The sequence below is a fragment of the Bradyrhizobium sp. B025 genome (assembly GCF_042257955.1).
GTDB lineage: Bacteria > Pseudomonadota > Alphaproteobacteria > Rhizobiales > Xanthobacteraceae > Bradyrhizobium > Bradyrhizobium diazoefficiens.
The window spans coordinates 5175138-5196732 of record NZ_CP170150.1; the positions used below are offsets into that span (position 1 = coordinate 5175138).

A 21595-nucleotide genomic window follows, 5' to 3' on the forward strand; every position below is an offset into this window, starting at 1 on the left:
AATTGCGCACCTGAGAATCTCGAGATCCCGGGTTCGCGCTAAGCGCGCCCCGGGATGACGCTCTATCGCGTCAACTGATCGTCGCGCCGCCGTCGATCACCATGGTCTGGCCGGTCATGAAGTCGCCGGCCTTCGAGCCCAGGAACACGGCCGCGCCGGCGATCTCGTCGGGGATGCCGATGCGGAGCAGCGGCGAACGCGAGGTCGAGGCCTTCAGGTTCTCCGGATTGTCCCACAGCGCCTTGGCGAAATCGGTCTTGATCAGGCCGGGCGCGATGCAGTTCACGCGGATGTTGTGCTTGCCGTATTCGCAGGCGAGGTTGCGCGCGAGCTGCATGTCGGCGGCCTTCGAGATCGCGTAGGCGCCGAGGATGGTCGAGCCCTTGAGGCCGCCGATCGAGGACACGATGATGATCGAGCCGTCCTTGCGCTCGATCATCTGCGGCACCACCATCGAGATCAGCCAGTTGTTGGCGACGATGTTGTTGTCGAGGATCTTGCGGAACTGATCGTCGGAGATGCCGGCGAGCGGACCGTAATACGGGTTCGACGCCGCGTTGCAGACCAGCACGTCGATCTTGCCGAACGCTCGGTTGCTCTCGTCGATCAGGTTTTGCAGATTTTCCTTCGAGGAGATGTTGGCCGCGATCGCGACCGCGGTGCCCTTGTCGAACCTGTCGTTGATGCCCTTGGCTACCTGGTCGCAGACGTCGGCCTTGCGTGAGGAAATCACGACTTTGGCGCCGTGCTCGGCCATGCGTTCGGCGATCGCAAGCCCGATGCCGCGCGTCGAGCCTGTGATGACGGCGACTTTCCCCTTCATGTCGAACAAGGTCATGTTTCTCTCCCAGATTGATTTACGTATTCAGTGTCGTTCCGAGGCGATGCGAAGCATCGAACTATGCTGCGCGGTTGCGTACCTGAGACTCTCGAGATTCCGGGTCCGGTCCTGCGGACCGTCCCGGAATGACAGCTTGCTCAGGCGAGCTTCTTGACTTCCGGGCCCGCCAGTTGATGCATCGCCGCGTGCGCATCATCCGCGATCCACGGCTGCTGATTGACCATCGGCAGCCGCCAGACCGTGCGCTCGGGACTCGCAAAATAGTCGAGCCGCGTCACCGAGCAATTGTCGATGTCGAACGACAGCCCCCGCTCCGGCTGGCCGTCGAGCGCGAGTCCCACCGCGGCCTTGATGGTGCCGCCATGCGCGACCGCGATGATGTCCAGCCCCGCCGCCTCGCTGTTGATCCGCTCGATGGTGCGGCGCGTGCGGTGGTAGAGATCCATGAAGCTTTCGCCGCCGGGCGCGGGCTCATTGATGTCGGCGAACCAGCTCGTGCCGACCGGACGGCTGGCGATGAACTGGGCGCGGTTCATGCCCTGCCAGCGGCCGAGATTCTGCTCGGCGAGGTCCGCTTCCCACGTCATGGACGCAGGCCTTGGAAAGCCGGCCGCCCAGATCGCTTCGGCCGTTTGATGCGTCCGCATCAGATTGCTCGAATACCAGACCGCCTTGCGTGGCAGCACCTTGGCGACAGCATTGAACACGTAGGTATCGCTGGTGTCGCAGGCGATGTCGCTCTGACCGTAGATATTGCCGCCGTCATTGCGCACCGGCGCGTGACGGACCCACCACCACCGTGTCGTGACCACATTCGGCTTGTCTGCGCCTGCCATCGAAACCCTTCCATCCCGTGTGATGTCGCTGTACGTCAGGTGTGAACGTGTCTCAAGACACTTTACCGTTTGAAATCTTGTTTGAAATTCCGTCGCGCGGCAAGCGTCGCGCACGCGTCAAAGGGAGAAACGCATGGGCCGTCTGCAAGGCAAATCCGTCATCATCACCGGCGCCGGCAGCGGCATCGGTCGCGCCGCTGCGCTGCTGTTCACCAGGGAAGGCGCCAGGCTGATCGCGGTCGATCGCACCGAGGCGGTGAAGGAGACCGTCGAGGAGGTGAAGAAGGCCGGCGGTGCCGCGGAAGCGATGGTCGCGGATGCGGGTTCCGAGAAGGACGTGATCGCCGTCATCGACAGGGCGGTGAAGACGCACGGCCTGCTCGACGTGATCTGGGCCAATGCCGGCGTCTCCGGCGGGCTCGTCCCGCTCGGCGAGCAAACCGTGGAACACTGGCAGGAGGTGCTGCGCGTCAACCTGATCGGTCCGTTCCTCGCGGTGAAGCACGCGATGCCGCACATGGTGAAGCAGCAGTCCGGCGCAATCGTGCTGACGGCGTCGGTCGCCGGCCTCAAGGCCGGCGCCAGCGGTCATCCCTATGCCGCGAGCAAGGCCGGCGTGATCAGCCTGGTGCAGACCACGGCCTATTCGCTCTCCGGCACCGGCGTGCGCATCAACGCGGTCTGCCCCGGCCTGATCGAAACCGGCATGACGAAACCGATCTTCGACCGCGCCAAGGAGCGCGGCACCGCCGATAAGATCGGCCAGCTCAACCCGCTGAAGCGCCCCGGCCAGCCGCACGAGCTCGCGGCTATGGGATTGTTCCTGGCCAGCGACGAAGCCTCGTATGTCAACGGCCAGGCGTTCCCGGTGGACGGCGGTCTGACGGCATCGATGCCGTATGCGGGCAAGCCGGTTTAGCAAAGTCGTTCTCTACGTTGATGATGGCCGGGCGAGCCCGGCCATTTTCGGACCGGCGTTTTGCGCGGGACCGCGGCAACACCCTCGCTGTCGTCCTGGCGCAAGCCAGGACCCATAGCCGCCGAACTTGGTTGCTGCGAACGCTGGTGGCCACATCGCGCTTCGGCAACGCTGACCGGGGTGCGGAGGGATTCTGGATTGCTTCGCTGCTCGCAATGACGGAGTGTGGGAGACGGCGTCGCTCTTTCAACTCGCATTCCCATCGCAGACACACCTTCACCCTCTCGCGGCTCATCTCGCCCGAGCTTTGCTTCGTCACCTCACCCTCGGATGAAAGAGGGCGCAGAGAAGGCCGGGAGCCGGCTGGCTCCTACTGACCGCCATGCGAGAAGCGGATTGCGCTACGATGCACAGCGGGAAACAGGGCAACCGGAGACATCCCGGCCTTCCCTGCGCAGTGGTTGGAACGGCTTATGTCGTGCTCTCCCCGGGGAGCGATGCACTATTGCCCCCGTCGCCCTGCGGATGGCTGACGCGCGCGGTCCGGTCGGGCCGCACACATCACCGCAGAACTTGGCGCACAGACCCCGGGCGCCAGGACGACACGATTTGGCCGTACGCCGATCACACCGGTCGTGCGCGCGACGTCCTCGCTCACGGTTGCCCGCCCTGCGAAACCCTTCGCGCCGATGCAACTAGCGTCCACCGCCGCCCGGCCCGCGTTCGTGACGATCGCGATACGCCCCTCTTCCTTGGGCCGGAGTGAGGCGACACATACGCCGTTTCCGAATTTCGGTAAAGTGGAATATTTTCGACGATGGGCGTTGACCGCCATCTTGCGTGTCTTGCCCGAGAGGCAACGCAAGGTCTTGTGGCCCGGATGGCGCCGGCGGCCCGCCTTATTCCGGTGGGATCGTCCCGGCCTGCTCGCGCAGCGATTTCGGCGTGACGTTATAGGCGGCGCGAAACGCGCGGTAGAAGCTCGAGACGTCGAGAAAGCCGCAGCGGAACGCAATGTCCGCGACCGACAGATCGGCGTAGACGGGATCGAGCAGATGAACGCGGGCCCGCCGCAGCCGCGCCGCCATCACCACCTGCGAGAAGCTCTCGCCGGCCTTCGCCAGCATGTGCTGCACGGTGCGCGAGGGCATGCCGAGCCGCCGAGCCACCCGCTCGAGGCTGACCTCGGGATCGAACGCCTGCTTGCTGATCGTCTGCCGAACCAAGGCGAGCCGCGCGCGGTAGACGGCCTCCTCACCGTCCACTCCCTGCACGCCGTCCCTGGCGCCGAGCCAGCGGCCAGTGAGCTTGATCAGGTGCTGCGTCGCCTCCGCGGCGCCGCCTTCGTCCAGCCCCGCCCCGTTCGCGATCAACAGCCGCGCATAGCCGGTCAGGAGCTGATAGTCGGCACCGGTGCAATCGAGCGGGCGGCAGGCCAGGTCGACCGGGGACAGGCCCCACTCCCTGAAGATCGCGTTCGGCAATTTCAGGCTGATGCAATGGCCGTTGTTCGGGGCAATGGCCTGTGTGCTCGCGTCCAGTACGAGCAGCCCCGCCTGTCCCGGCTGGACATCGATCTCGCGCCCGAGCTGGCGGCCGATATGAGTTGTCGCGCCGATGTTGAAGCTCAGATAGACATGGTCCTCGTCGTCGCGGTTGATGTGCTTTTTGGTCCGCGCGCCGATAAAGGAGGAGCTGAACATCTCCCCCAGCGCGACCGTCTCGTTCATGAGGAATTTGTGCGTCCCGATGATGCGGGCATCCCCCTCGGAAAACCCCATGTCCATGCCGGTGACGATCTGCTCGAAACACTCGGCCCACACGCGAGCGCGAATGGCGGGATCGGTAATGCCGTCAAGCACAGTCGTATCGAAAATCAGGCTCTGAAAGACCGACATCCCCCCGCCCCACAGTTGCAAACGAAAAAATAACACGGAAGAAGAACGGCGCATCTTCCGGCAATAATTTGCAATAGACGCAATGTGGTTGCGTGCCAAGCGGTAGAGGCGGACCGGTCGGGGCGATAATTTCGTCAGCCACAAATCATTGCAGCTGCAGGCTTCGGCCCGATGCAGCGCGCCATTCGCATCGCGATAGCGTGCCGCAACGAGGACGACGCCTCTGCTGCGGGCATGGGCGAGAGCGACATGATGTTGAATTGGGCGGGGCTGACAGCGTATCGATCATCCGAGGATCGCAGGTGGCGCGCGTCCAATCCCCGGCGCCGGCCCTGCCTGATACGTCTCGCCGCGACCGTTGCCCTGTCAGCCCTTTGTCTCCTGTCCGGACAGCCGGCGACGGCGCAGTTCGCCTGTAGCACCTCCGGCGGTGCGACGATGGGCGCCTCCGCGGGCGGTCTCGCCAGCACCAACTTCGCCTGCGGGCCGAACGCCAACGCCTTTGGCCTCGTTAGCGCCAATTTCGCCGCCGGCGTCAACTCCGACGCCAGCGGAGACGCCAGCTCGAACTTCGCCGCGGGCGTGAATGCAAGCGCGACCGGCGACAACAGCAACAACGTCGCAATCGGCAACGGCGCCAGCGCCGCCGGCGATTCCGGCACGAGCGTGGCGACCGGCTTCGGCGCCAACGCCGCCGGGATCGGCGGAAAGAACGTCGCCACGGGCGACCATGCCAATGCCAGCGGCAACAATGGGACCAACATCGCAATCGGCGTGAACGCCGCTGCCAATGGCAACAACTTGAGCAATACGGCCGTGGGTTCCAATTCAATCGCCACCGGTACGAATTCGTCGGCGTTCGGCGCCAATGCCCACGCGTTCGGCAGTCAGAGCAGCGCATTTGGCCTCGGCAACACCGCCAACGGCGGCAACAGTGCCGCGCTCGGCACCAACAACACCGCCACCGGCAACAACAGCGCCGCCGTAGGCTCGACCAACGCCGTCAACGGCGACGGCAGTGGGGCCCTCGGCTCCGGCAACGCCATCAACGGCACCAACTACGCGGCCGTCGGCTCCAACAACGTCGTCGCCGGCAACAACGGCGCGGTTGTCGGCTCCGGCAACGGCGTCACCGGCGACAACACCGCGGCCTTCGGCTCCAGTATCGGCATCGCCGGCGGCAACAACGCGGCTGTCGGCTCCTTCAGCACCGTCACCGGCAGCAACAGCGCGGCTGTTGGCTCCTTCAACAACGTCAGCGGCAATAACAGCGGCGCCTTTGGCACCGGACAGAACGTCCGCGGTAACGGCACGTTCGCCATCGGCGATCCCAACATCGTCAACGGCAACAACAGTTTGGTGTTCGGCGACAACAACACGGTGAACGGGTCCAATGTGGCGGGTCGCGGCGACAACATCCAGCTGGTCGGCTCGAACAACACCATTGCGGCAACGTCCAGCGCCGCCGGCTCCTCCGTGTTCGGCAGCGGCAACACCGTCAACGCCACCAATGCCGTGGTGATGGGCAACAACAGCACCGTCTCCGGCGCGTCCTCTGTCGCGATCGGCAATGGCACGGGCGCTACCGGCATCAACACGATCGCGATGGGCACCGGCGCCGGCGCGAATTTCGACAACTCGGTCGCGATCGGCAGCGGCGCGACCACGACGCGGAGCAACCAGGTCGCAGTCGGCACCGCCAGCAGCACCTACACGATGAGCGGCATCACCTCGGCTGCGAGCAAGGCGGCGCAGTCGGGACCGACACAGCTCGTCACATCGGACGCGGCCGGCAATCTGGCGACCACCTCGCTGGCTGGCCTCGGACTTGCCTCCGCCGGCGACATCAACGGAATCAACTCCCAACTGGCCGCCCTCAACGGCCGCGTCGACAACCTGACACGGGAGTCGCGCGGCGGCGTGGCGTTGGCGCTCGCGGCGTCCAGCCTGCAATTCGATCCTCGCCCCGGCAAGATCTCGGTCTCCGGCGGCTTCGGCAATTTCCAGGGACAATCCGGCCTCGCGGTCGGCCTCGGCTATTCCTATTCGGACGCCATGCGCTTCAACGCGGCATTCACGGCCGCACAGCAAGGCGCCATCGGCGTCAGGGCCGGCGCGTCGTGGACGCTGAACTGAGGATGATGTTACCGACCGATCTTGCGGGCCGCGACAACTTCGCGTGTCCGGATGTTGCCGGACGGTGACAGATTCCGTTTGATCGAACCGCTAGTGTCGTTGGGCTCGGTTGGTCTGAGGAATAGCGATGCATGTTATTATTGGCTCGGGTGTGGGAGCCCGACCTGGATCGATGGGATTCGGCGCGCGTGTCGGGGTCAGGCCCGGATGGTGAGGCTGGGTTGGGCCGTGCGCTCGCGGAAATATCTCGGCCTCGCTTTGGGCGTGGTGATCGCCTTGTCGCCGATCGTGATGAACCCGATCAGCGCCGAGGACGACAAGGCCGCCGCCAAACAGCCACAGCTTCCCGTCAGCGCCGAGCAGGCGCTGTACCTGATCCGCTCGACGCTGCTGACGCTGAACGATGCCAACCGCTCCGGCAACTATTCGGTGCTGCGCGATCTCGCCGCGCCCGACTTCCAGGCCAGGAACAGCGCCGCCGACCTCGCGCTGGGATTCACCGACCTGCGGCGGCGGAATTTCGACCTGTTCTCGGTGGCGCTTGCCGCGCCGCAGCTCTCGACGCCGCCTTATCTCGATCCCAACAAGATGCTGCGGCTGACAGGGTTCTTTCCGACCCGCCCGCTCCAGATCAATTTCGACCTCACCTTCCAGAACGTTGCCAACCAGTGGCGGCCCTACGGCATTTCGGTTGCGACACCGCAGGCGCCGCCGGAAACCGCCGCGGCGCCGGCGCCCGCGCCGGCCAAGAAGAACGCGACCCAGAAGAACTGAGCGCATTCGGACGGCCGAGCGGGCTCGCCCCCTGCCCGGCGGGTTTGCACGTCGTGCCGTTCCGTTGGTATGGTTCGTGCAGGCGGCAGAGCCGACCACGATCCCTCCCATCACATGATCCCGAGAATGCTGGACACAAGACCCGACCGGATTCGCAAGCTCCTCGCCGACCTCGTCGGCTTCGACACCATCAGCGACCGCACCAACCTGCCCCTGATCGCCCATATCGAAAGCTATCTCGCGGCGCTCGGCGTCGGCTTTGAGCGCATCGTCGACGAGACCGGACAGAAAGCCTCGCTGTGGGTCACGATCGGGCCGGAGGACCGCCCGGGCCTCGTGCTGTCGGGCCATACCGACGTCGTTCCGGTCGTGGGCCAGGACTGGAGCCACGATCCGTTCAAGCTGGTCGAGCGCGACGGCAGGCTCTACGGCCGCGGCACCACCGACATGAAGGGTTTTGTCGCGGTGTGCCTCGCCATGGTGCCTGACATGGTGGAGGCCAGGCTCAAGACGCCGATTCACCTGGCGATCTCCTATGACGAGGAGATCGGCTGTGTCGGCGTGCGGCCGATGCTCGGCGAGGTCGCCAGGAAGAAGGTCAGGCCGCTCGGCGCTTTCATCGGCGAACCGACGCAGATGCAGGTCATCATCGGCCACAAGGGCAAGCACGGCGTGCGCGCCACCTTCCGCGGTCTTGCCCGCCACTCCTCGATCGCGCCCGACGGCGTCAATGCGATCGAATATGCCGCCGAACTGATCGTCGAGATCCGCCGCCGCGCCGTGCTGCTCGCTGGCAAGAAATCGACCGACAGCCTCTACGACGTGCCGCACTCGACGCTGCTCACCAGCATCGTGCATGGCGGCGCCGCGCTGAACATCGTGCCCGATACCTGCACGGTGGATTTCGAATGCCGCGGCATCGGCATCACCGAGTCGCGCGAGGTGACGGATGCGATCGTCGCCTGGGCCAAGGCCGAGATCGAGCCGGCGATGAAGGCGCGGCATCCGGAATGCGGCATCGATTTCGAGGAGATCCTCGACTATCCCGCGCTCGACACCGCCGCCGATGCGACAATCGTCACGCTGGCCAAGAGCCTCGCGGGCCGCAACGACCACGCCAAGGTCGCCTTCGGCACCGAGGCGAGCCTGTTTGCCAGCATGGCCGGTATCCCCTCGGTCGTGATCGGCCCCGGCGCGATCGCACAGGCGCACACGCCGGACGAGTTCGTGGAGATGTCGGAGCTGTTGAAATGCGCGGGGTTCGTCGAGAAGCTGATCGCGCATTGCGCGAAGGGGTAAGCGACGCTGCCGTAGGGTGGGCAAAGCGGAAGCGTGCCCACCAATGTTACCGCGATCGCGGCAAGATGGTGGGCACAGCGCTGCGCGCTTTTGCCCACCCTACGAGAGCCGGCGCGGGCCGCCTCATCTTTCCTGCAACGCCAGCCGCACGCCGACGGCGCAGTAGATGGTCCCAACCACCTTGCCCTGCCACTTCACGACGGCCGGATGGCGGCGCAGGAAATTGCCGAGACGACCGGCACCAACGGCGAACACGACGGTGCTCAACAGGCCGAGCAGCACGAAGACGATGCCGAGGACCGCAAGTTGAAGCGCGGTCGCGCCGTGTTCCGGCCGGACGAATTGCGGCAGGAAGGCGAGGAAGAACAACGCGGTCTTGGGATTGAGCACCTCGGTCAGCACGGCCTCGCGGAATGCGCGACCTGCGCTGATCGTGGGCGCTCCGCCGTTCAGCTCGATCGGTGCCTTGTCGAGCATGGCGCGAATGCCGAGATAGATCAGGAACGCGGCCCCAGCATATTTGACGATGCTGAACAGGAGCGCCGAAGTGGCGATGATCGCCGAGAGGCCGACGATCGCCATGCTGGTGTGAATCACGTCACCCGCCGCAATCCCCGCGCCCGTCGCGATACCCACCTTCGCTCCGGAGCTTGCGGCCCGCGCCATGGTGAGGAGCGTGGCCGGGCCGGGAATGAAGACAAAACCGAGCACGATGAGGATGTAGGTGATGAGGGTCGAGTGGTCGATCATGTGGCAGGCTCCGGAGACGCATTAATGCAGGAGGCTGAGCGACGGCGAGTAGTCCACCGGCACAAGCAAGCGATCCTCGATCTGACCTACCATGAGCCCGTGCTCAGCGTGAGTAACCCGCTTGATCTCGCTCCACTCAGCATCCGCCATGAAGGCCGCCCATGCCGACGTCTTGGCCGCCTCGTCCGGCCACTCCAGGAGATAGGCGAATTCGGTCCTGTCGCCGAATTTCGTTTCCCACATCGCCACGATCCGGAAGCCATATCTGGTTCGCATGATGCGCGCCGCGTGATCGCCAAACCGCGCGTGGAATGCGGCCTTGTTCTTCTCGAAGATTTCGTAGATGCGCAGTTGCTGGATCATGACCGTCTCCTTGCGGAGGAGATATGGTCACGCCTAGTGGCAGGACAAGCTACGGACGCCCCTCCTCGTCATTGCGAGGCGCGAAGCGGGGCACATGACCCGGATATCGCTGCGCTCATCCGGGCTACGAAGTGACTACGACTGACTACCGTGAAGATGCAGAAACGAGGCGAGACCGCCTATGAAGGTCGGACTCTCCGGTTCGTAGCTCAGCGCCCTGCGGTAGCACTCCTCGGCAGAAGTGAGCTCGTCCAGATCTTCGTAACAACAGGCCAGCGAGTATAGCGCGGCTCCGTGCTCCCAACCCGGATTCAGCGCGACAATCTCAGCATAAAGGGCAGCAGCTTCCTTCAGGTGCCCTGCATTCATGGCTCCGAGCGCGAGCTTTTCGAGCTCCAGCAGGTCGAGAGCTGTGCGTGCCAAAATATGTTCCTGTCTCGGAAACTCACGCAGAAAAAAGCGCGGCCATCAGCCGCGCCTTCGTTAGTCCTACACGGCGCCTGCCTTCTGCGCGTATTCCCATGACGCCTGCGACAGCGGCACGGTGCGCTTGGCGGATTCCAGCGCCTTGGCGTTGGCGGCGGTGCCGTCGCGGATGCGCCCCGCAATGCCTTGCGTGATGCCGGCGAGACGGAACAGATTGTAGGAGAAGTACCAGTTGAGATCCGGCACGCTCATCCCGGTCGCGTTGCAGTAGATCTGCGCGGCCTCCTCCAGGCTCGGGATGTTCAGCGCCTTGAGATCGACGCCCTGCAGGCCCGGCATGATCCACTGCATGAGCAGATAGGTGAAGTCGGCCATGGGATCGCCGAGCGTCGACAGCTCCCAATCCAGCACGGCCTGCACGCGCGGTTCCGTCGCGTGGAAAATCATGTTGTCGAGCCGGTAGTCGCCGTGCACGATCGAGACGCGCGCCTGTTCCGGCACGGTCTTGGGCAGCCATTCGGCGACCTTCTCGAACTCCGGAATGTGCTGGGTTTCGGAGGCGCGGTATTGCTTGGTCCAGCGGTCGATCTGGCGCGCGAAATAGTTGCCGGGCTTGCCGAAGTCGCCAAGGCCGATCGCGACGGGATCGTACATGTGGAGTTTCGCCAGCGTCTCGATCTTGCTGGTGAAGATCTTTCGCCGCGCGTCGGCATCCTGGCTCGGCAGCGCCGGATCCCAGAACACCCGGCCCTCCTCCATCGACATGATGTAGAACGCCGCGCCGATGACGCCGTCGTCCTGGCACAGCGCATAGGCGCGCGCGACCGGAAAGCCCTGTTTTCCAAGGGCCGCGATCACGCGATATTCGCGATCGACCGCATGCGCCGACGGCAGCAATTTGCCGAACGGCTTGCGGCGCATCACGTAGGAGCGCTTCGGCGTGTTCAGCCGGTAGGTCGGGTTGGACTGGCCGCCCTTGAACTGCAGGACGACCAGCGGTCCCTCATAGCCTTCGACGTTGTCGCGCATCCACGCCTCGAGGCGCAGCTCGTCGAAACGATGCCGCTCCTCGACCGGCTTGGTGCCCGAGAACTCCTCGTCTTTCCTGACGCCGTCGGCCACGATGACGCTCCCTCAATTCTTTTGTCCGTCATTCCGGGGCGCCTCGAAGAGGCGAACCCGGAATCTCGAGATTCCGGGTCTGGTCCTTCGGACCATCCCGGAATGACGGCGTGGAGAGCGGCTTGTGCCCTCCCCCATTTTAGTGCGTGGAAGAGTTTGCATACTTCCGAACTTCAAGTCTGGCAATGGCGCGGTTGTGCACCTCGTCCGGACCGTCAGCGAGACGGAGCGTGCGGATGTGGGCGTAGTCCTTGGCAAGGCCGGCCTCGTCGGAGACACCGGCGCCGCCAAAGGCCTGGATCGCCTGGTCGATGATCTTCAGCGCCATGTTGGGGCCTGCGACCTTGATCATGGCGATCTCGAGCTGCGCCGCCTTGTTGCCGACCTTGTCCATCATGTCGGCGGCCTTGAGGCACAGCAGACGGTTCATCTCGATGTCGGTGCGCGCCTCGCCGATGCGCTGCTCCCACACCGAATGCTCGATGATCTTCTTGCCGAACGCGGTGCGCGAGGAGAGCCGCTTCACCATCTTCTCCAGCGCCTCCTCGGCCTTGCCGATGGTACGCATGCAGTGATGGATACGGCCCGGTCCGAGACGGCCCTGCGCGATCTCGAAGCCGCGGCCTTCGCCGAGCAGGATGTTCTCCTTCGGCACCCGCACATTGTCGAGCAGCACCTGGGCGTGGCCGTGCGGCGCGTCGTCGAAGCCGAAGACGGGGAGCATCTTCTCGACCTTGATGCCGGGCGTGTCGAGCGGAACCAGGATCTGCGACTGCTGCTGGTGCTTGGCCGCCTTCGGATCGGTCTTGCCCATCAGGATCGCGATCTTGCAGCGGGGATCGCCGACGCCGGACGACCACCATTTGCGGCCGTTGATGACGTAGTGATCGCCGTCCTTCTCGATGCGGGTCTCGATGTTGGTGGCATCAGACGAGGCCACAGCCGGTTCCGTCATCAGGAACGCCGAGCGGATCTCGCCGTCCATCAGCGGCCGCAGCCATTTCCGCTTCTGCTCCTTGGTGGCATAGCGGATGAACACTTCCATGTTGCCGGTGTCGGGCGCGGAACAGTTGAACACTTCCGAGGCCCAGGTGACGCGGCCCATCTCTTCCGACAGCAGCGCGTATTCGAGATTGGTCAATCCCGCGCCACGGAATTCATCATCCTCATGCTCGGACGGCGGCATGAACATGTTCCAGAGGCCTTCGGCCTTCGCCTTCTTCTTGAGGTCCTCCAGGATCGGGATCACCTTCCAGCGCTCGCCGTTGCGATCCTGCTCGTCATAGACCGGCACCGCGGGACGTACGTGCTTGGCCATGAAGGACCGCACGCGGTCGAGCCATTCCTTCTGCTTGGGGGACAGATCGAAATCCATGGGACGCTCCTCGTTTTCTCTCGTTCGAACCGGTTTTGCGCCGGACTGTCCTCCCGCTGCATACGGCCCGCAAGCGCGCATGCGCGGCTTGCGAAGCGCACCGGAACCAGATCGCAGTTGCGAACGAGTCCCGATTGCGGATTGACTTTTCCCGGCCTTCAAACGATAGTTTCATACAACTGTTTGAATTGCAACTCCCTCGGCCCTTCGCGCCCACTCGTCATTCCGGGGCGACGCGAAGCGTCGAACCCGGAATCCAGAAGTTGCGGCGCGAGATTCCGGGTTCGCGACGATGTCGCGCCCCGGAATGACGGGATAAAGAGTCATGGCCAGCGATCATACGAGGTCTGCCATTCTCGCCGCCGCCGAACGGCTTTATGCCGATCGCGGCTTCGGCGACGTGACGCTGCGGGACATCGTCGCGGAGGCCAATGTCAACCTCGCGGCGGTGAACTATCATTTCGGCTCGAAGGACGAATTGATCGCGGAACTGTTCGTCTCCCGCTCGATCGCCACCAACCGCGAGCGCCTGCGCGAATTGAAGGCGGCGGAAGAAGAAGGCGGCGGCCGCGCGCCGATCGAGGTGATCCTGCGCGCCCTCGTCGGCCCGACCTTGCGCGGCTGCCTCGGCCCTGAGAACCAGCGCTCGACGGCGGCGCGCTTCATGATCCGCGCCTCGATCGAATCCGTGCCGCCAATCCGCCGCATCAAGAACCGCGAGATCGACCATTTGCGCAAATTCGCCGGCGCGATGCGCAGGTCCCTGCCCGACCGCAGCGACGTCGACATCTACTGGGGCCTCAACTTCGCGCTCGCCATGGCCCACCACACCATCCGCGAGAGCGAGCGGCTGACGAAACTGTCCGAAGGCAAATGCGATCTCGACGACGTCGAGGACGTGGTCGCGCGCGTGGTCAGCGTGGCGACGATGGCGCTGACGGCGGGAAAGGCGGAGACGAAGGCGCCGGCACGCGCGCTGGCGAGAGACGCGCGCTAGCCTTCACATCATCGCGATGCAGTCGATCTCGACGTCGAAGGGGGCGAACCATTCCGGCGTGCAGACGAAGATCCGCGCCGGCGGATCGACCGGGAAATAGCGCGCATAGACCGCGTTGAACGCGGCGAAGTGCTTCGTCGAGGTGCAGTAGACGTTGCACTTCATGACATTGTCGAGGGAGGCGCCGGCCGTCTCCAGGCACAGCTTCATCTGCTCCATGATGATCTCGCTCTGCCGCTCGATCGGCGCGGAGGCGATCTCGCCGGTGTCAGGATCGAATGGCGGCAGCCCGGCGACGAAGATCATGTTGCCGGCGCGCGTCACCGGCGAGGTCGGCGCCTTCCAGCGGTCGAGAAACGACGAGATCGGTTCGACGCGGAGCGCTTCGCGTTTCATGGCGGCCACCTTCGGTTCGAGCGAGACTGGCGCCTTGCTACATTATATTGCAGCCGGCATGTTTCGCTTCTGATCGAAGTGTGGTCGTAGCGGGGTCAGGCCCGCTGCGGCATCTCCTCGGCCTCTTCCTTGGCCAGCAGCAGCAGCATCTCGATACCCATCTCACCTTCCTGCGGCGAGCGGATGAACTTTATTTCGTCGGCGCTTTGCCGCAGCGCGGCAATGATAGCGACGGCCTGATTGGCGGTTGCCGCCTCGGTCGCCAGAACGGCCGTCTGGTTCTTGGACTGAAACCCGATCGTATAGGACATGCACTTCCCCTCCCGGAACTCGTAGGGAGATCGAATCAGAGTCGCGCGCGGAGCGGAAGCCTGTGTAAGTACGGACCGGGTTTATCTGGGGATTGCGCGCAAGCCTCACGCAAGGCCAGCAAGCGTCACGCTGCGGTCACTTTTGGTTCGACGGCGCTCAGCCGAGCCCAAGCATCGCACGCGCCTCAGCCGCAGTTGCGACGCTCGCACCCAGGCTCTTCAAAATGCCTGTGGCATGCGCGACCAGCTCGGCATTGGTCTTGGCCAGCACGCCCTTGGACATAAAGAGATTGTCTTCCATGCCGACGCGGACATGGCCGCCGAGCAGAAAGGCCTGCGCCACCATCGGGAATTCGGCGCGGCCGATGCCGAAGCCGGACCAGATCGCGCCCGGCGGCAGCAGGCCGCGGGCGTAGAACATCGTCTCCGGCGTCGCCGAGAAGCCGTATTTGACCCCGAGCACGAGCGAGAACAGGCCCGGCCCCTTCAGCGTGCCGTCGGCGAACATATCGCGCGCCAGGTGGCAGTCGCCGGAATCGAACAGCTCGATCTCCGGCAGCACGCCGGCCGCCTTCATGCGCTCGGCCATGATGCGGACATTGCGCGGCGTGTTGATCACGACCTCGCCGCCGGAGTTCATGGTGTTGAGGTCGAGCGTGCAGATGTCGGGCTTGAGCAGCTCGACATGCTCGACGCGCTTTTCGGGAGGAAGCAGCGTGGTGCCTGCAGCAGCGATGCGGGGATCCTCGATTGAAGGCACAAAGCGTCCGCCCGGGCCGGTCGTGAGATTGATGACGAGGCTCTTGTTGCGGGCGCGGATTTTTTCCACCACCTCGCGATAGAGGTCGATCGCCATCGACGGCCGACCGGTCGCGGGATCGCGCACGTGGATATGGGCGATGGCGGCACCGGCGTCAGCTGCCTCCAGTGCAGATGTCGCGATCTGCTCGGGCGTGATCGGCAGATACGGCGACTGCTCGGGCTTGGTCAGGTTGCCGGTGATGGCGCAGGTGATGATGGTTTTGCCGGTCATGCGATGCTGTCCTTTGCCCGTCTGTTTCAACGCGATCGCGGGCATCTTCCTTCTCCCCTTGTGGGAGAAGGTGGCGCGAAGCGCCGGATGAGGGGTATCTCTCCGCGAACTCAACAGGCAGTTACGCGCGCGGAGAGATACCCCTCACCCGTCTCGCCGCTTTGCGGCGAGCCACCCTCTCCCACAGGGGGAGAGGGTAAGAAACCGCTAGATAATCCCCTGCTGCTTCAGCGTCTCGATCTTTCCCGCATCATAGCCGAGCTTGCCGCCGAGCACCTCCTTTGTGTGCTCGCCGAGCAGCGGCGGGGCGCGGTAGTTCTTGATCGGGGTCTCCGAGAAGGTCAGCGCGTTGCGGATCAGCGACAGCTCCGGCTCGAACTTGTGCTCGGTCTTCACCCGCATGCCGCGCGACTGGACGTGCGGATCGGAAAATACCTGCTCGAAATTGTTGATCGGACCTGACGGCACGCCGGCCTCCTCCAGCTTGTCGAGCCAGTAGGCCACCGGCTTCTTCAGGAACAGGCCGGCGAAGATCGCCATGATCTCCTTGCCGTGCACGACGCGGTCGTTGTTCTTGATGAAGCGCTTATCGTTGGCGAGCTCGGGCTCGCCGAGCACCGCACAGGTGCGCTGAAACTGACCGTCATTGCCGACCACCAGCATCAGCTCGCCGTCGGTGCAGCGGAACACGCCGGCCGGCATGCCGCCATTGCCCCAGGTGCCGCGGCGCGGCGGCGTCTTGCCGTTGACGAGGTAGATCTGGAGCCAATGGCTGAGCGAGGCAATCACGGTGTCGAGCAGGCAGACGTCGAGATGCTGTCCGACACCGCCATTGGCGTCGCGATGGTAGAGCGCCGAGAGAATGCCGATCGAGGAATTCATGCCGGTCATGTAATCGACGATCGACGGGCCGACCTTCATCGGGCCCTCGCCCGGCTCGCCGTCGATATGGCCGGTGACGCTCATCAGGCCGCCCATTGCCTGCAGGATGGCGTCATAGCCGGCGCGCGGCGCGTACGGGCCGGTCTGGCCGAAGCCGGTCACCGAGCAATAGATGATGCCGGGGTTGATCGCCTTGATGGTCTCGTAGTCGAGGCCGTAGCGCTTGAGATCGCCGACCTTGTAGTTCTCCATGAAGACGTCGACGTCCTTGGCAAGCTCGCGAATGATCGCCTGGCCCTCGGGCTTGGCGATGTTGACCGTGACCGACTTCTTGTTGCGGTTGGCGCACAAGTAGAACGAGTTGTTGTTGTTCGCCTTGCCCTCGGGGTCTGTCAGATAAGGCGGGCCGAAGGCGCGCGCGTCGTCGCCGGTGCCCGGCCGCTCGATCTTGATGACCTCCGCACCGAGATCGCCCAGCATCTGGGCCGACAGGGGCCCGGCGAGCACGCGGGTAAGGTCAAGGATCTTGATGCCTGAGAGCGGCAAGGCCGACATGTCGGTTTCCTCCGGGGAACTGGTGTTGGCGCGGCGGCCCGAATGCTGAGGTTCGGCCGTGACTGCGCTCCCTGCGGATACACCATTTTCGGGCCTTGAGCACTGCACTCCGGGCATACGGCCATCCCTGCGCCGGCGGCCGGATCGGCCATCGAGAGCGAATTCCGCGCCGTGAATATTGCCTCAGGTTACGGCAGCCGCAGCCACCTGCGGCCGGCGGCGGCCGAGCAGGACCAGGATCAGCACGGTCGCGCAGGAAAACACCAGCGTGAGGCCCAGCGCGCCGCGGCTGCCGAACTGGGTGAGCAGAGCTGCAAGGAGCGGCGGCGAGATCGCGGAGGCCAGATTGAGCGGCAGCGCGATCATCGACATCGCCTTGGCGAACTCGGCCTGGTCGTAGAAGACGAGCGGAATCGTCGCTCGCGCCACCGCCATGGCACCGCTGCCCGCGCCATAGAGCAGGATGAAGGCTGCGACCGCCCAGGTCGCCCCCTCGCTCAGCATCAGCAGCAGCATGGCGACGGGGAGCGCCGTGCCTGCGACAAGCCCGGTCGTGATTCCGTCCCATCGTCCCCCGCCGAGGAAGTCCAGCCCGCGGGCGCTGACCTGGATCACACCGAGCATCGAACCGAAGGCGATGGCCTGGGCCGGCGCCAGCCCTTCCGCCCGCAGCAGCTCGATGAGCACGGCGCCGAGACCAAAATTCACGAAGGCGTTCAGCGTGATCGCGATGACGACAAGATTGAAGGTGCTTCGCGGAATCGCGGGCGCATCGGAAGGTCTTGCAGCCGAGCCGCCGTCGTCCTTCATGATATTCCGGCGCGGCGCACCAAAGGCATAGAGCGGAAGCGAGACCAGGATCAGCATGGCGGCGTAGACGAGGCAGGTGCCCCGCCAGCCGAAATGGCCGCTGAGAAACGAGGTGGTCGGCCAGAAGATGCTGCTGGAGAGGCCCGTCACCAGCATCAGCGCGCCGATGGCGTTCTTGGCCTGGCGTCCGGCAACCTCGTTGAGCATGATATAGGCACCGGTCGACAGTGTGGCGCTGCCGCCCATGCCGAGAATGACCCAGGCCACGAAATAGAGCAGCGGCTCGCGCGCGAAATACAGCACGACATAGCCCGGCACGGCAACGACGGTGCCCACCATCATCACCTTGCGTGCACCGTGCCGCGCAAACGCCTTGGCGAGCCAGGGCGCGCACAGCCCCATGGTGACATAGAGCGTGGAGGTGCCCGCAAACACCATCGGCAGGCTCATGCCGAGATCGGCCGCAAGGTCGCGGCCGACGATCGGCGGAAGACCGATCGTTCCCCATCCGATGAGCTGGGTGATTGCAAGCACCAGCAGGACCCCGATGAGCCTGCCGTCAGTCTTCAAGAACCGCATTCCAAACGTCGCCTGCCCGGCAGGCGCAGATCGCGCCTGTGGCACTCGTCTTACCCGGAGACTCAGCGCACGGGAACGCCGGCCGCCGAATGGCAGAAGGCAGCCGGGAGCATGTCAGGCGGAGGCAGTAGCCCCTACCGCGGGATCCCGAGCACGGATCGCGCCTCGACTGCGGTCGCGACGCGCCGGCCGTGGCGCGCGACAGCCTCGCCCGCGATGGTCACGAGCTCCGCGTTGCTGGCGGCGAGGCGCGTCTTGTCGACCCTGATATTGTCCTCGAGCCCGGTGCGAACCGCGTCGGCGCCGCGCGCGAGCGCCCAGCCCATGACCTCGGCTTGGTGGCGCCCGATCCCGGCCGCGGTCCACGTCGCTTTCGGGATCAGCCGCCTGAGCTCTCCCAGGAGGATATCGAGGACATGCTCGTCCGCCGGCATCGCGTTCTTGACGCCCATGACGAACTGCACGTGCGGACGAGGGTCGATCAGCCCCGCCTCGATCAGGCGGCGGGCGCCATGCAGATGCGACAAATCGAAGATCTCGATCTCCGGCCGGATGCCACCTTCCTTCATGTTGGTGGCGAGGGTCTCGACCAGGGCAGCGCTGTTCTCGTAGACAATCGTCGGAAAGTTCTCCGATCCCGTGGACAGCGAGGCCATGTCCGGCCTCAGATAGAGCGATGATCCCCGCGCCGAGGGATCGCGGCCCCGCCCGCCGGTCGAGAACTGAACGATCATCCCTGGGCAATGCTTCCTGATGCCTTCCTGCACCCGGGCAAAGCGCTCCGGGTCGGAGGACGGCGTCTCGTCATCGTTGCGAACATGGATATGGGCAAGCGTGGCGCCGGCCTCGAAGGCTTGTTGCGTCGACTCGATCTGCTCGGACGGCGAGATCGGCACCGCGGGATTGTCCTTCTTGCGCGGAACGGAGCCGGTGATAGCGACGGCAACGACAACGGGGTTCATCCTGCAACCTCATGATGATCGCGCTCACGCGCACATATTCTGGATCGGCAGCCACGCAGTGCTGCGAAACCCTGCCGCTGCGACAATCATCGATCGCAGCGGCAATCGCCTCATACCATACCCGTCAGGTCGGAACTGCGGCAGCCCCGCTCGCCGCTCCCGCACGCTGCCGCTCATAGTCTGCGCGCGCCATCGGAACGGCTTCGGGATTACCGAGATCCTCAATGTTGATCCGGTAGGTCTCCCGGGCCGTGACGGCCGCCAGCGCGGCGATGATCGTGATGCCGAAGGCGATCGCCCCCACCGTCAACGGAATGTTGGCCGAGCCGGGAGGCGCCACGGTCGCAAACAAAGCGGGAAGCAACGCGGTGATGGTCGTGCCGATGTTCTGCGAGATCGCCATTGCCGACACACGGGTGCGCGTCGGAAAGAGCTCCGGGTAGAAACTCGGGAAGATCGCGTTGTAGCCCTGGTAGACGACGCCCCACATCAGGAGGGACAGCAGGATCGCCAGCGGCACATTCCGGATGCTGATGGCATAGAGATAGCCGAAGGCGAGCAAGCCGGAGAGCAGCGCGCCCACGATGATCGGAGGCTTGCGGCCGACCTTGTCGGAGAGATGGCCGACGAAGGGAATGACGAACACGGCCAGCATGTTTCCGAGCACCGGGATCCAGAGATAGACGTCCTTGGCAAAGCCGATGCCATAGGCGGGCTGGACCGCGTAGGCCGCACCGAAGATGGTCGCAACGACGGGGATGACGTTCATCAGAGCCATGCAGATGACCCTGAGCATGTCGCGCCAGCTCAGCTTGATGGCCTGGACGATGGGCGCCCGCGGCGTTTCTCCCAGCTCGCCCTCGCGGGCAAAGGCGGGGGTTTCGTCGACTTCGCGGCGAATGATGTAGCCTGCGACGATGACGAAGAAGCTGAGCAGGAAGGGAATCCGCCAGCCCCAGCTATTGAAGGCGTCGGTCGGCATATAGGCCGCCAGCGGCAGGAAGACCGCGGCCGCGAGAATTTGTCCGGCCTGCACGCCCTGAAGGGCGAAGCTTGCATAGAAGCCGCGCCGGCCGAACGGCGCATGCTCCAGAATCATCGAGCTTGCGCCGGAGATCTCACCGGCCACGGCAAATCCCTGCACGAGGCGAAGGATGACGAGCAGGATCGGCGCCAGGATGCCGACTTGCTGATAGGTCGGCAGGATACCCACCGCCATCGTCGAGATGCCCATCAGGAACATGCAGACGATGAGAACAGTCTTGCGGCCATGGGTGTCGCCCCAATGTCCGAGGACGAAGGCGCCGATCGGCCGGGCCACGTATCCAACACCATAGGTCGCCAGCGATGCGACGATGGCGACGGTGGGATTGTCCGACGGAAAGAAGATCTGCGGGAAGATCAGCGACGCAGCGGTCGCGTAGATGAAGAAGTCATAATATTCGAGAGCCGACCCGATCCAGCCGCTGGCAGCAGCCTTCCTCGACTGACTCATGTGGTGCATCGCGCGAGTCGTGACCATTTCAAAATTCCTCCCTGGTTTTCTGGCGTCCCGTTGGCGGGCTTCGTTGAAAATTGGGCAGCAATCTCCGGGCGTTCTGCGAAGCTTCGCGAGCGCTGGTCACTGCCGATGGGTGTCTGATTGATCGCGACAATAGGCTTTCGCTGGGCTAACACAATTACCCAGTTATGCGATAAACCTAACATGATGTTATTTGCGTCGGAGCGCGAACGTCGGGCAGCGGGCTCGCGGACCGCGGCTCGGCATGCCGCCGCGGGAGAGCATCGTCACCGGCTCGCTTGCGATCGCCAGCAGCTTTGGTCAGCCCTCCCCGCCAACTCGCCCCCCGCTGAACAATTGCGCATCCGCTCGCTGATGTCGGAAAACGGCGCCATCTTCAGCGGCGGCGTCGAAGCCGACCGCCTCTATTCCAATGCGGGTGCCGAGGTCACGATCGGAATTGCCGCGCGGCGCGGGCGATTGATCGTTTGATGCGGCGCGCAAGAGGCCCACCACACTGACGATGCTAGCTCCCGAGGTCAGCCTCGCCGTCTTCGCGGCCGGGCGCACTGACATGGACCTCGTGCCCCTGCCGGAGTGCCAGCGAGGCGGCGGCCACGGCCGCTTCGAACGCCGATTCCTTGGTCGCATATTTGCCGTTGACGTTGCCGTCGTGCAGCACACCCCATTGGTCCCGGACCGGCACGATGGCGTATTGAGCAAGGCCCATTGTCCAAATCCTGTCGCTGCCCGGGTTGCGGCCGCGCGCGAGTTAGCCGTCACCCCCTCCGACCAGCCAACTCGTGCTTGCGGTGAAGGTTCCCATGGGG

At 64.5% G+C, this 21595-nt stretch carries 22 protein-coding genes; 6 read left to right on the top strand and 16 right to left on the bottom strand.

The annotated features are described in order from the left end of the window. Positions 1 to 70: 70 nt before the first annotated feature. Both ACE10W_RS24180 and ACE10W_RS24185 read right to left on the bottom strand, forming a co-directional pair. The gene (locus ACE10W_RS24180) at positions 71 to 838 is read right to left on the bottom strand and encodes an SDR family NAD(P)-dependent oxidoreductase (protein WP_011088190.1); all 768 of its coding nucleotides are present in this window, start codon (positions 836 to 838) and stop codon (positions 71 to 73) included. A 140-nt stretch (positions 839 to 978) separates the two neighbouring features. After that, positions 979 to 1677, bottom strand: coding sequence for a histidine phosphatase family protein (locus ACE10W_RS24185; RefSeq protein WP_182871973.1), 699 nt, complete (start codon positions 1675 to 1677; stop codon positions 979 to 981). Between the two features lie 133 nt (positions 1678 to 1810). On the opposite strand from ACE10W_RS24185, the gene ACE10W_RS24190 reads away from it, so the two are divergent. Then, entirely contained in the window at positions 1811 to 2596 is a 786-nt protein-coding gene (locus ACE10W_RS24190; RefSeq protein WP_182871974.1) for an SDR family NAD(P)-dependent oxidoreductase, read from the top strand. 899 nt (positions 2597 to 3495) lie between these two features. On the opposite strand, the gene ACE10W_RS24195 is transcribed toward ACE10W_RS24190, so the two are convergent. Further along, the gene (locus ACE10W_RS24195; RefSeq protein ID WP_110116393.1) at positions 3496 to 4548 is read right to left on the bottom strand and encodes an AraC family transcriptional regulator; all 1053 of its coding nucleotides are present in this window, start codon (positions 4546 to 4548) and stop codon (positions 3496 to 3498) included. A 117-nt stretch (positions 4549 to 4665) separates the two neighbouring features. Between ACE10W_RS24195 and ACE10W_RS24200 the strand changes: the two genes are divergently transcribed. The 3 genes from ACE10W_RS24200 to argE all read left to right on the top strand — a co-directional run bounded on the left by ACE10W_RS24200 (position 4666) and on the right by argE (position 8703). Next, positions 4666 to 6630, top strand: coding sequence for a YadA-like family protein (locus ACE10W_RS24200; RefSeq protein ID WP_182871976.1), 1965 nt, complete (start codon positions 4666 to 4668; stop codon positions 6628 to 6630). Between the two features lie 207 nt (positions 6631 to 6837). Next, a complete protein-coding gene (locus ACE10W_RS24205) occupies positions 6838 to 7404 on the top strand; it encodes a hypothetical protein (RefSeq protein ID WP_244651777.1) in 567 nt (188 codons plus the stop codon). 126 nt (positions 7405 to 7530) lie between these two features. Continuing rightward, positions 7531 to 8703 carry an acetylornithine deacetylase gene (gene argE / locus ACE10W_RS24210; RefSeq protein WP_162603594.1) on the top strand — a complete coding sequence of 391 codons (1173 nt, stop codon included), beginning with the start codon at positions 7531 to 7533 and terminating at the stop codon, positions 8701 to 8703. A gap of 123 nt (positions 8704 to 8826) precedes the next feature. Here the strand turns inward: argE and ACE10W_RS24215 are convergent, their stop codons facing one another. The 5 genes from ACE10W_RS24215 to ACE10W_RS24235 all read right to left on the bottom strand — a co-directional run bounded on the left by ACE10W_RS24215 (position 8827) and on the right by ACE10W_RS24235 (position 12739). Continuing rightward, complete coding sequence (locus ACE10W_RS24215; protein ID WP_182871978.1) at positions 8827 to 9453, bottom strand: LysE family translocator; 627 nt, start codon at positions 9451 to 9453, stop codon at positions 8827 to 8829. Positions 9454 to 9474: 21 nt separating this feature from the next. Then, positions 9475 to 9816 (bottom strand): NIPSNAP family protein, encoded by a 342-nt coding sequence (locus ACE10W_RS24220; protein WP_011088200.1) that lies wholly within the window; start codon positions 9814 to 9816, stop codon positions 9475 to 9477. A 135-nt stretch (positions 9817 to 9951) separates the two neighbouring features. Then, entirely contained in the window at positions 9952 to 10239 is a 288-nt protein-coding gene (locus ACE10W_RS24225) for a tetratricopeptide repeat protein (RefSeq protein ID WP_182871979.1), read from the bottom strand. 66 nt (positions 10240 to 10305) lie between these two features. Continuing rightward, positions 10306 to 11364, bottom strand: coding sequence for a phosphotransferase family protein (locus tag ACE10W_RS24230; RefSeq protein WP_028171363.1), 1059 nt, complete (start codon positions 11362 to 11364; stop codon positions 10306 to 10308). 139 nt (positions 11365 to 11503) lie between these two features. Further along, positions 11504 to 12739 carry an acyl-CoA dehydrogenase family protein gene (locus tag ACE10W_RS24235; RefSeq protein ID WP_011088203.1) on the bottom strand — a complete coding sequence of 412 codons (1236 nt, stop codon included), beginning with the start codon at positions 12737 to 12739 and terminating at the stop codon, positions 11504 to 11506. Positions 12740 to 13064: 325 nt separating this feature from the next. On the opposite strand from ACE10W_RS24235, the gene ACE10W_RS24240 reads away from it, so the two are divergent. Then, positions 13065 to 13736 carry a TetR/AcrR family transcriptional regulator gene (locus ACE10W_RS24240; RefSeq protein ID WP_011088204.1) on the top strand — a complete coding sequence of 224 codons (672 nt, stop codon included), beginning with the start codon at positions 13065 to 13067 and terminating at the stop codon, positions 13734 to 13736. A gap of 3 nt (positions 13737 to 13739) precedes the next feature. On the opposite strand, the gene ACE10W_RS24245 is transcribed toward ACE10W_RS24240, so the two are convergent. The 7 genes from ACE10W_RS24245 to ACE10W_RS24275 all read right to left on the bottom strand — a co-directional run bounded on the left by ACE10W_RS24245 (position 13740) and on the right by ACE10W_RS24275 (position 20786). After that, on the bottom strand, positions 13740 to 14132 hold the full coding sequence (locus ACE10W_RS24245; protein ID WP_028171361.1) for a RidA family protein: 393 nt from the start codon (positions 14130 to 14132) through the stop codon (positions 13740 to 13742). Between the two features lie 95 nt (positions 14133 to 14227). After that, the gene (locus tag ACE10W_RS24250; RefSeq protein WP_182871980.1) at positions 14228 to 14443 is read right to left on the bottom strand and encodes a hypothetical protein; all 216 of its coding nucleotides are present in this window, start codon (positions 14441 to 14443) and stop codon (positions 14228 to 14230) included. A gap of 157 nt (positions 14444 to 14600) precedes the next feature. Continuing rightward, positions 14601 to 15476 carry a 3-keto-5-aminohexanoate cleavage protein gene (locus tag ACE10W_RS24255; protein ID WP_182871981.1) on the bottom strand — a complete coding sequence of 292 codons (876 nt, stop codon included), beginning with the start codon at positions 15474 to 15476 and terminating at the stop codon, positions 14601 to 14603. Between the two features lie 207 nt (positions 15477 to 15683). Continuing rightward, positions 15684 to 16913, bottom strand: a complete 1230-nt coding sequence (locus ACE10W_RS24260) for a CaiB/BaiF CoA-transferase family protein (protein WP_011088207.1) — start codon at positions 16911 to 16913, stop codon at positions 15684 to 15686. 183 nt (positions 16914 to 17096) lie between these two features. Further along, on the bottom strand, positions 17097 to 18302 hold the full coding sequence (locus tag ACE10W_RS24265) for an MFS transporter (protein WP_028171357.1): 1206 nt from the start codon (positions 18300 to 18302) through the stop codon (positions 17097 to 17099). 134 nt (positions 18303 to 18436) lie between these two features. Next, a complete protein-coding gene (locus tag ACE10W_RS24270; protein ID WP_370204475.1) occupies positions 18437 to 19264 on the bottom strand; it encodes a 3-keto-5-aminohexanoate cleavage protein in 828 nt (275 codons plus the stop codon). A gap of 124 nt (positions 19265 to 19388) precedes the next feature. After that, the gene (locus tag ACE10W_RS24275; RefSeq protein ID WP_011088210.1) at positions 19389 to 20786 is read right to left on the bottom strand and encodes an MFS transporter; all 1398 of its coding nucleotides are present in this window, start codon (positions 20784 to 20786) and stop codon (positions 19389 to 19391) included. 120 nt (positions 20787 to 20906) lie between these two features. Between ACE10W_RS24275 and ACE10W_RS24280 the strand changes: the two genes are divergently transcribed. Then, the gene (locus ACE10W_RS24280) at positions 20907 to 21257 is read left to right on the top strand and encodes a hypothetical protein (protein WP_179883825.1); all 351 of its coding nucleotides are present in this window, start codon (positions 20907 to 20909) and stop codon (positions 21255 to 21257) included. 34 nt (positions 21258 to 21291) lie between these two features. Here the strand turns inward: ACE10W_RS24280 and ACE10W_RS24285 are convergent, their stop codons facing one another. Continuing rightward, a complete protein-coding gene (locus tag ACE10W_RS24285; RefSeq protein WP_028171354.1) occupies positions 21292 to 21495 on the bottom strand; it encodes a hypothetical protein in 204 nt (67 codons plus the stop codon). Between the last annotated feature and the right edge of the window lie 100 nt (positions 21496 to 21595).